General features: G+C 59.1%; 11 protein-coding genes and 1 pseudogene. 8 read left to right on the top strand and 4 right to left on the bottom strand.

All coding sequences use genetic code 11. The features are described 5' to 3' along the window. Window positions 1-126 precede the first annotated feature (126 nt). Window positions 127-636, top strand: a complete 510-nt coding sequence (locus tag NKF25_RS14490) for a macro domain-containing protein (RefSeq protein WP_253227358.1) — start codon at window positions 127-129, stop codon at window positions 634-636. 37 nt (window positions 637-673) lie between these two features. Then, window positions 674-1,024 carry a YbjQ family protein gene (locus NKF25_RS14485; RefSeq protein ID WP_253227357.1) on the top strand — a complete coding sequence of 117 codons (351 nt, stop codon included), beginning with the start codon at window positions 674-676 and terminating at the stop codon, window positions 1,022-1,024. Window positions 1,025-1,209: 185 nt separating this feature from the next. Here NKF25_RS14485 and NKF25_RS14480 read toward each other — a convergent pair whose 3' ends face one another. The 4 genes from NKF25_RS14480 to NKF25_RS14465 all read right to left on the bottom strand — a co-directional run bounded on the left by NKF25_RS14480 (window position 1,210) and on the right by NKF25_RS14465 (window position 2,548). Next, entirely contained in the window at window positions 1,210-1,509 is a 300-nt protein-coding gene (locus NKF25_RS14480) for a nucleotidyltransferase domain-containing protein (RefSeq protein WP_253227356.1), read from the bottom strand. Beyond that, the gene (bcp, locus tag NKF25_RS14475; RefSeq protein WP_253227355.1) at window positions 1,506-1,955 is read right to left on the bottom strand and encodes a thioredoxin-dependent thiol peroxidase; all 450 of its coding nucleotides are present in this window, start codon (window positions 1,953-1,955) and stop codon (window positions 1,506-1,508) included. The genes NKF25_RS14480 and bcp overlap by 4 nt, the downstream gene beginning before the upstream one ends. Window positions 1,956-1,994: 39 nt before the next feature. Beyond that, a complete protein-coding gene (locus NKF25_RS14470; protein WP_253227354.1) occupies window positions 1,995-2,165 on the bottom strand; it encodes a hypothetical protein in 171 nt (56 codons plus the stop codon). 161 nt (window positions 2,166-2,326) lie between these two features. Next, window positions 2,327-2,548, bottom strand: a complete 222-nt coding sequence (locus tag NKF25_RS14465) for a helix-turn-helix domain-containing protein (protein ID WP_253227353.1) — start codon at window positions 2,546-2,548, stop codon at window positions 2,327-2,329. 149 nt (window positions 2,549-2,697) lie between these two features. Between NKF25_RS14465 and NKF25_RS14460 the strand changes: the two genes are divergently transcribed. The 6 genes and pseudogenes from NKF25_RS14460 to NKF25_RS14435 all read left to right on the top strand — a co-directional run bounded on the left by NKF25_RS14460 (window position 2,698) and on the right by NKF25_RS14435 (window position 8,049). Beyond that, on the top strand, window positions 2,698-3,393 hold the full coding sequence (locus NKF25_RS14460; RefSeq protein WP_253227352.1) for a hypothetical protein: 696 nt from the start codon (window positions 2,698-2,700) through the stop codon (window positions 3,391-3,393). 68 nt (window positions 3,394-3,461) lie between these two features. Next, window positions 3,462-3,947, top strand: a complete 486-nt coding sequence (locus NKF25_RS14455; protein ID WP_253227351.1) for a chemotaxis protein CheW — start codon at window positions 3,462-3,464, stop codon at window positions 3,945-3,947. Window positions 3,948-4,032: 85 nt separating this feature from the next. Next, entirely contained in the window at window positions 4,033-4,395 is a 363-nt protein-coding gene (gene cheY / locus NKF25_RS14450; RefSeq protein WP_253227350.1) for a chemotaxis protein CheY, read from the top strand. Further along, the gene (locus tag NKF25_RS14445; RefSeq protein WP_253227349.1) at window positions 4,392-5,429 is read left to right on the top strand and encodes a chemotaxis response regulator protein-glutamate methylesterase; all 1,038 of its coding nucleotides are present in this window, start codon (window positions 4,392-4,394) and stop codon (window positions 5,427-5,429) included. Before cheY ends, NKF25_RS14445 begins: the two co-directional genes overlap by 4 nt. Window positions 5,430-5,435: 6 nt before the next feature. Beyond that, window positions 5,436-7,453: pseudogene (gene cheA, locus NKF25_RS14440) on the top strand (chemotaxis protein CheA). Further along, entirely contained in the window at window positions 7,453-8,049 is a 597-nt protein-coding gene (locus NKF25_RS14435) for a chemotaxis protein CheC (protein WP_253227348.1), read from the top strand. The pseudogene cheA and the gene NKF25_RS14435 overlap by 1 nt, the downstream one beginning before the upstream one ends. The last annotated feature ends 32 nt before the right edge of the window (window positions 8,050-8,081 follow it).

Genomic DNA, 8,081 nt, shown 5'->3' with positions numbered 1-8,081 from the left:
TTCGACCGAGCGTGGTCGTTTCGCTACCCGAACGCTGACCATCCGGATCTGATGGTCGAAGTGACGTATCTCGAAGAGCAGGACGACTGACCCGATAATTTTGTTCGTCCCCGTCCTACCGGGGGTATGGAGTTCACCGTCGTTCGAGGAGACATCGCAGCACAGCGAGCGGATGCACTCGTCAACGCCGCCGGAACCAGCCTTCGAATGGGGAGCGGCGTCGCCGGGGCTCTCCGGCGCGGTGCCGACGGACCGATAAACGACGAAGCGATGCGGAAAGGACCGGTCGAACTCGGTGCCGTCGCGGTCACCGACGCGTACGAACTCGATGCGGAGTTCGTCGTTCACGCCGCGGCCATGCCCCACTATGGGGACGGCGAGGCCACCCGGGAGAGCATCCGTGACGCGACGCGGAACGCGCTCCGTGAAGCCGACGAGCGGGAAGCCAAATCGATGGTACTTCCGGCCCTCGGCTGTGGCATCGCGGGATTTGGCGTGGAGGAGGGAGGTGAGATCATCTGCGAGGAAATCCGGCGATTCGACCCGAACTCCCTCGAAGACGTTCGTCTCATCGCCTACAGCGACGAGGAGTACGAAACTCTCCAAAAGGCGGCGGCCGACACATCGGACAAATAACAGAAAAGTTATGAATAGCGGCTGAAAATCACCGTCGATGACAGCGTTCAGTTACAGCGACGACGAGGTATTGCTCACGACGAGTCACGAGGTGCCGGGACGTGAAATCACGGCCCATCACGGCGTGGTCGTCGCGGACGTGACGCCGGGGCGAAACATCGGAAAGGACATCGCGGGTGGCCTCCGCGACATCGTCGGCGGGCGCTCCGGTTCGTGGGAGAAAACGCTCGAAGCAAATCAGGAAACCGCCCTCGACGAGTTGGTCGAGGAAGCGAAATCGGTCGGCGCGGATGCGGTCGTCGCGCTCGACGTCACCGACGAAGCGCTCGGCGGACAGGGCGGCATGATAAACATCAAAGCGTTCGGAACCGCCGTCTCGCTCGACTGACAAATATTGTAACGGCCGGTTCGGTTGTCGAGGTATGACGACATACGTCGGCGTCGATTGGGCGTCGAAATACTGGGTCGCACTCGCCCTTACAGCGAAGAAAGCGAAGGGGAATTTCGAGACGCTCCAGAAAACTCTCCGAAAGATGACAAGGGTCATCGAACGGCGATCGTCTATGCAGACGCTTAAGAATCGTTTAACTCCACGTCTTCACCGGCGTCCCCTCCTCCGATTTGAATTGTTGCGTCCGTTTCGACCGCGTCGAGTCCGTCGAGTTCACAGATGTCCGCCACGATCGGTTCCGGAACGACGACACGAAGCGTTTCGAATTCCAGTTCCGCATCGACCTCGCCACCGAGGTCCGTGATGCGAGCGGCGACCGACTCGGAATCGGTTCCCTCGGCGAGTCGAAGCAGGAGCGTCGCCGATTCGTCGGGGAACGGGTCGTCGCGCATGGCACGGACGGGATGGGATACGTAGGTCATAGGGCAGCAAGTATCTCGTCGGCGTGTCCGTCGGGCGAAACGTCCTCGAAAACGGCCTCGACGGTGCCGTCGGAACCGACGACGAACGTGTTGCGGAAGACGCCGTCGAACGTGTTCCCGAACATCCGTTTCTCGCCGTACGAATCGTACGCCGAGGCGACGTCGCCGGACTCGTCACTCAGGAGGTCGAACGGCAGGTCGTACTTCTCCCGGAACTTCGCGAGGTCCGAGACGGGGTCGTCGCTGATGCCGAGAACCGGCACGTCGCGCGCTTCGAACTCCTCCCACGAATCGCGGAAGCCACAGGCCTCGGTGGTGCATCCCGGCGTGTCGGCGCGGGGGTAAAAATACACGACGACGGTGGTATCGAAATCCGCAAGCGAGACCTGATCTCCGTCCTGATTCGGCAGTTCGAACGATGGTGCTGTTTGTCCGGATTCGAGCATGGGTCGAGTTCGAAGCGAACGTGCAACTGCGTTGCGGAACTACTCGCCGATGACGACGAACGTTCGACCGCCCTTTCGCTCGAAATGGACGGCGCCGTCCTCGGTCGCAGTTTGAACGTACTCCTCGACTTCGCTGGCGGACAATCCGGACACGTCCGCCGAATTCCACGGTCGTACCGCCGACTCGTCCGTTTCGACTTCGATGTTCATATGTTCACCATGTCCGATCGGATAATGAAAGACAGCCTAGCGGAGCGAAAGTGAAAGTAGTCGGGAAAACCGGACGACGGAGATTCGAAGTCAGTTCGAAGTCGGTTCGAAGGTCGTTTGAAGACAGTCGGGAGTCGATGCGAAGACCGTTCGAACGACCCTCAAGCGGCGAGCGTCAGCGACTCGCCGTCTTGGTTCACGAGACCACGTTCGCGGAGCGACCGGATGACCGTGTACAGCGTGATTTTCGGCAGGTCGAGGCCGTTCTGTAGTTCGTCGAGGGTCGCGCCACCCGTCGTCGAAAGCGAGAGGTAAACGAGTTTGGAACGCGGTGAATCGAGTTCATCGGGCAACGGTGCGATCGGTGTCGTTTCGATGCTCATGGTAGTATCCGGTTCGAAACATTCGACGATAATAAAATTACCCCACGACGATTGTCGAAAACCATTGGAGGAGTCCGTTTGAAGAGATGTGTTCTCACTGTCGGGAATTGCCGGTGATTTTATGTGAAGAGCGGTGGTAGTCTTGACCAATGAATCCAGCGCGAGACGAATCCAACCGCGAGTCGAGGAAAGTCATCTCGCCGGAGGAACTCGACATCGAGGAGAGTGAGAACGTCGTTACGCTGGACGATGGACGGTTCGTCATCGGTGCATCCGGACGCCCATCGGTCCCCGACGAACCGACGGAAGTGACGACCGGAAACGCGAATGGCGATACGACTCCAGCAGTCGACCCGTCACCGTCGTCCGAATCATCGCCCTCCACGGATACCCCTCCCGCCATCGAACCCGAATCGGACGTCGAGGATGGGTCGATGGCATCGAACACGGACCCCTCGTCACCGGCCACGACTTCGGAAATCAACTCGCGCGACGTTCGTCAATGGCTGGAAGCGGATTTGGCGGACGTGACGTCCCGATACGGGTTTCACATCAGCGCGAAATCGGAAGATTCCATCAGCCACCAACAGATGTTTTCGGACGACGTGGGGACCGTTTTCGACAGCCTCCTCCTGTGGTACGCTCAGCAGGTGGATAAGGGGACAGCCGTCGAGGACGTCCTCGGCATCCTCCTGATGGAGTCGAACATCCGGGTTCGCTACTCGCCACGCTGTCTTCGTGGTCTGCTCGATACACACGACCTCTCACCGGACGACAGTATCGCGGACCTCTTTCAGGCGATTCAGGACGCGAACGGCGTCGTCTTTCCGCCGGACGTCGAGTAGTCATTCTCCGCCGTGATAGCGAGGAGTGGGTTTTATGTTCTATCGTTCGATGTATCCAGTAACTGACTATGAGCGTTCAGGAACAGGAACCATCGAACGAAGAGACCCAAGTCGTCGAATTTCGACTCGGCGAGGACGTTTGCGCCATCGATATCGAACAGGTAGACAGCATCGTCGAAGTGAAGAAGGTGACGCGGATTCCACGAACGCCGAACTCCATCGAGGGCGTCATGGACCTTCGCGGTGAGACGACGGCCATCATCGATCCGAAGGAGTTTCTCAGCGTCGAAACCGGCGAGCGAGGTGACGACGTTCTCGTCTTGGACCGCCCCGACGACAAACAGAAGATCGGAATTCGAGTGGACGAGGTGCTCGACGTGACCACACACGCACCGGAGAGGATAGACGCCAACGACGAATTGGAGAACCTCGACACGCGTGGAATCCGTGATCAGATCTCACGTGGTATCATCAAGAAGCCGAACGGCGACGATGACGAGCTCGATCTCGTGATATGGGTGGACATTGACAAAATGATTAACAGTCTGAATTAACTTTCTGAAGAAATCCTCAACTGTGATAATCACAGGGGAGCATTTATTTTGCCCCCTTTCAAAAACTCTCGATAGTGAAACTTGAATGGTGAATGACGTACTAATTGTCGATGACTCAGAATTCATGCGAAACCTCCTGCGTGAGATTCTGGAAGAGAATTTCGAGATCGCGGACGAAGCCGAAAACGGCGTCGAAGCGGTCGAACTGTACAAAGAAAAACAGCCGGACTTCGTGATGATGGACATCGTGATGCCGATTCGAGACGGCATCGAGGCGACGACTGAAATCAAGCAGTACGATTCGGTGGCGAACGTCATCATGTGTACGAGTATCGGGCAGGAAGAGAAAATGAAGAGGGCGATCAAGGCGGGCGCGGATGGCTACATCACGAAGCCGTTTCAGAAGCCCAGCGTGATGGAAGCCATCGACGACGTAATCTCAGCATGACGCGGGCGGTCGTCGTCGACGACTCGCATTTCATGCGGACGGTTATCACCGACGTTCTCGAATCGGACGGCATCGACGTCGTCGCACAGGCGTCGAACGGCGAGGAGGCCGTCTCGGTCGTCGCCGAACACGAACCCGACGTGGTGACGATGGACGTCGAGATGCCGAAGATGAACGGTATCGAGGCCGTCGAGGAGATCATGGAACGGTCGCCGACCCCGATTCTCATGCTTTCAGCACATACCGAGGAGGGGGCGGAAGCGACGTTCGAAGCCCTCGATCGAGGGGCGATCGACGTGTTGGCGAAACCAGGTGGGGAAGTGTCCACCGGAATCTCCGCACACAAGGACGCCCTCGTCGCGAAGGTCCGGTCCGTCGTTAAGGCGGACGTTTCCGTCAGCGTACCGGACAACACGATGGCGTCCCCCGCGAATCTGGACGATTCCTACGTCGAGAACGCGACGGTCGTCATCGGCGCATCGACGGGCGGTCCACGCGTCGTCGAAAGCGTTCTCGCGGGGCTTCCCCGCTCGGCACAACTCCGGATTCTCATCGTCCAGCACATGCCGGACAGCTTTACCACTCGATTCGCAAAGCGACTCGACAACCGAACCGAGTACGACGTAAAGGAGGCCACCGACGGCGACCGAATCGGCGCCGGACAGGCACTCGTTGCGCGGGGGGACTACCACATGGAGGTCTCGAACTACGCGAAAGGGAGGCTCCGCGTTCGACTCACGCAGGACGAGGTGCGACACGGCGTCCGTCCGGCGATCGACGTGACGATGGAGTCCGCCGCCGCGGCGATCACCGACCCGCTGACCGCCGTCGTCCTCACCGGCATGGGTGCGGACGGTGCGGTCGGCGTGGAAGCCATCAAAACGGCCGGTGGCCGGACCATCGCACAGGACGAAGCGACCTGTTCCGTGTTCGGCATCCCCGCACGGGCGATCGAAACCGGGTGTGTCGATACGGTGCTTCCGGCCGACGAAGTCGCCCGTGGAATACTTTCGACCGTACGCAAACCGACGTGATTCGATATGGATGAATACATACAGGATTTCATTCGTGAAAGCGAAGAGAACATAACGGAACTGAACAACTCGCTGCTCGAACTGGAGAACGACCCGAACGACGAGGAAGCGATGGATTCCATCTTCCGGACGGCACACACGCTGAAAGGAAACTTCGCGGCGATGGGATTCCAGAGTGGAAGCGATTTGGCTCACGCCATCGAGGATCTGTTGGACGAAATTCGACAGGGGAGGATGGGAGTCACGCCCGAAATCATGGACCACGTCTTCGCCGGCGTGGACAAAATCGAAGTCATTCTCGCCGAAATCGAGGCACACGGCGAATCGAAAACCGACCCGAGCGCGACCATCCAGGACATTCGCGCGACGTTGGCGGGGGCGAGTACCGTCTCCGACGAGGTAAAACCTGAGTCGACCGACGAGGCAGCAGAAACCGGTGCCGAAACGATCCTCGAACGACTCGACGACCCGTCGGTGCTGGCCGGAGTCGACCCGGTGTTCCACGCCCGAGTGGAGATGGGTGACTCGCAGATGAAAGGCGTCGATGCGATGTTCGTTCTCGGCGAGGTGACCGAGAAGCTCGATCTGCTCGGTGCGGTCCCGCCCGTCGAAACCATCGACGAAGGCGACTACGACGACGGCTTCGACCTGTTCGTTACGGACGGCGAGGAGGAACACGTCTCGGAGGTCATCGACGGTGCGTCGAAGGTCGAATCCACCACGTCACCGACGTGACCCACGCGGTGCCCGACCCTGCCGGAGCGGTAGGGAAGACGGTCGATTCGGCGTCCGATCCGAAAGCGGTCGGGAAAGCTGAATCGGCGAGTGAACCGACGGGGACGGAACCCGCAACCGGAGCCGACGAGTCGGATACCGCCACGCCGGTGGACGAAATCCAGTCGATTCGCGTCAACGTTGATCAGTTGGACGACCTGCACGGGTTGGTCGAACAACTCGTCACCAGCCGTATCAAACTTCGACGGTCGATCGAACAGGGAGAACTAGGAAGCGCATCGGACAACCTGGACGAACTCGACAAGATAACGACCAGCTTGCAGGACACGGTCATGGATATGCGGCTCGTGCCGCTCAAGAAGATCGTGGACAAGTTCCCGCGGCTGGTGCGCGACCTCTCGCGCACACAGGAGAAGGAGATCGACTTCGTGATGGAAGGAAAGAGCATCGAACTCGACCGCACCATCCTGAACGAGATCAGCGACCCGCTCATGCACCTCCTCCGGAACGCCGTCGACCACGGCATCGAACCCCCGGAGGAGCGTGAGGCGAACGGGAAATCACGCACCGGGACGATTCACCTGCGTGGCATGCGCGAACGCGACCGCGTCACCATCGAAGTGGCGGACGACGGTGCCGGTATCGACGCCGACACCATCCGGTCGAAGGCGGTGAGCAAGAACATCCTGACGCGGGGTGAGGCGGACGCGCTTTCGGACGAGGAGGCCTACGAACTCATCTTCCACGCGGGCTTCTCGACGAACGAGGAGATCACCGACGTGAGCGGTCGCGGCGTCGGTATGGACGTCGTCAAAAACACCATCAAGCGCCTCGACGGCGATATCAGCGTCGAGAGTGAACTCGGTGGCGGCACGGCCATCAGCCTCTCGCTCCCCGTCACGGTCGCCATCGTCAAAGTGCTGTTCGTGGAGTCGGGTGAGGAAGAGTACGGGATCCCCATCAAGAACGTGGACGAGATTCGACGGATGGGTGCAGTAAAACACATCGAAGGCGAGGAGGTCGTTACGCACGACGACACGGTGTATCCGCTCATCCGTCTCGGACAAGCGCTCGACGTCCCCGGCGAAACCAAAAACGGAGACGGGATGCTCGTTCGGGTCAACGAGTCGGAGCGACAGGTCGCGATTCACTGCGATGCAGTGAGCAGACAGGAAGAGGTCGTCGTCAAGCCGTTCGAAGGAATCCTGTCCGGGATTCCGGGTCTCTCCGGGGCGGCAGTGCTCGGTGAAGGCGACGTGGTGACTATCCTCGACGTGGAGAGTTTATAATGAGTTTGCAGATAGACATTCGGAAGTTGAGCCTGTTCAACAGGATGGCAAAGCAGGGTGCGAACACGGTGGCAAACCATCTGAATCAGATGACGGGAATGCAGACGGAGATGGAGATAACCAAGACGAACTTCATCGACATCCGCGATATCCGCAACCACATGGGCCACGAAAAGCAAGTCGGGATTCACATCGAACTCGTCGAGCAGCCCTACGGATACATCCTGTTTCTGTTTTCGGTTGGAAGCGCAAAACAGCTCGCCCACGGCATGATGGGTGGAATGGGTGACCCCGCGGAGAAAGGCTTCAGCAACATGGAAAAATCCGCCGTTCAGGAGATCGGCAACATCATGACCAGCGGATTCATCGACGGCTGGGCGAACGTTCTCCGGACGACCATCGACTTTTCGACGCCGACGTTCACGTACGGCCCGGCGAGCCGAACCGTCGAGTCGCTGGTCGGCCATCGAGATGACGACGTCGCGATGGTGCTCGACTCGCGGGTACGGGTACCGGATTCGAACGTGGAAGTGAAGGTGTACACGTTCCCCGAACTCGAACAACTGGTTCGGATGATGCGCAAGATAGAGGTTTGAGATGGAAATCGATATCAGAAAGCTCGAAGCGG

The organism is Haladaptatus sp. AB643 (assembly GCF_024136975.1).
Taxonomy (GTDB): Archaea; Halobacteriota; Halobacteria; order Halobacteriales; family Haladaptataceae; genus Haladaptatus.
The sequence above is the reverse complement of the archived record's forward strand: the minus strand, read 5'-3'. Positions and strand labels throughout refer to the sequence as shown.

Excerpts from the sequence above, each read along its gene's own strand:
- NKF25_RS14490 (WP_253227358.1), top strand. The coding sequence starts at position 127 with ATGGAGTTCACCGTCGTTCGAGGAGACATCGCAGCACAGCGAGCGGAT.
- NKF25_RS14485 (WP_253227357.1), top strand. The coding sequence starts at position 674 with ATGACAGCGTTCAGTTACAGCGACGACGAGGTATTGCTCACGACGAGT.
- NKF25_RS14480 (WP_253227356.1), bottom strand. The coding sequence starts at position 1,509 with ATGACCTACGTATCCCATCCCGTCCGTGCCATGCGCGACGACCCGTTC.
- bcp (WP_253227355.1), bottom strand. The coding sequence starts at position 1,955 with ATGCTCGAATCCGGACAAACAGCACCATCGTTCGAACTGCCGAATCAG.
- NKF25_RS14470 (WP_253227354.1), bottom strand. The coding sequence starts at position 2,165 with ATGAACATCGAAGTCGAAACGGACGAGTCGGCGGTACGACCGTGGAAT.
- NKF25_RS14465 (WP_253227353.1), bottom strand. The coding sequence starts at position 2,548 with ATGAGCATCGAAACGACACCGATCGCACCGTTGCCCGATGAACTCGAT.
- NKF25_RS14460 (WP_253227352.1), top strand. The coding sequence starts at position 2,698 with ATGAATCCAGCGCGAGACGAATCCAACCGCGAGTCGAGGAAAGTCATC.
- NKF25_RS14455 (WP_253227351.1), top strand. The coding sequence starts at position 3,462 with ATGAGCGTTCAGGAACAGGAACCATCGAACGAAGAGACCCAAGTCGTC.
- cheY (WP_253227350.1), top strand. The coding sequence starts at position 4,033 with ATGGTGAATGACGTACTAATTGTCGATGACTCAGAATTCATGCGAAAC.
- NKF25_RS14445 (WP_253227349.1), top strand. The coding sequence starts at position 4,392 with ATGACGCGGGCGGTCGTCGTCGACGACTCGCATTTCATGCGGACGGTT.
- NKF25_RS14435 (WP_253227348.1), top strand. The coding sequence starts at position 7,453 with ATGAGTTTGCAGATAGACATTCGGAAGTTGAGCCTGTTCAACAGGATG.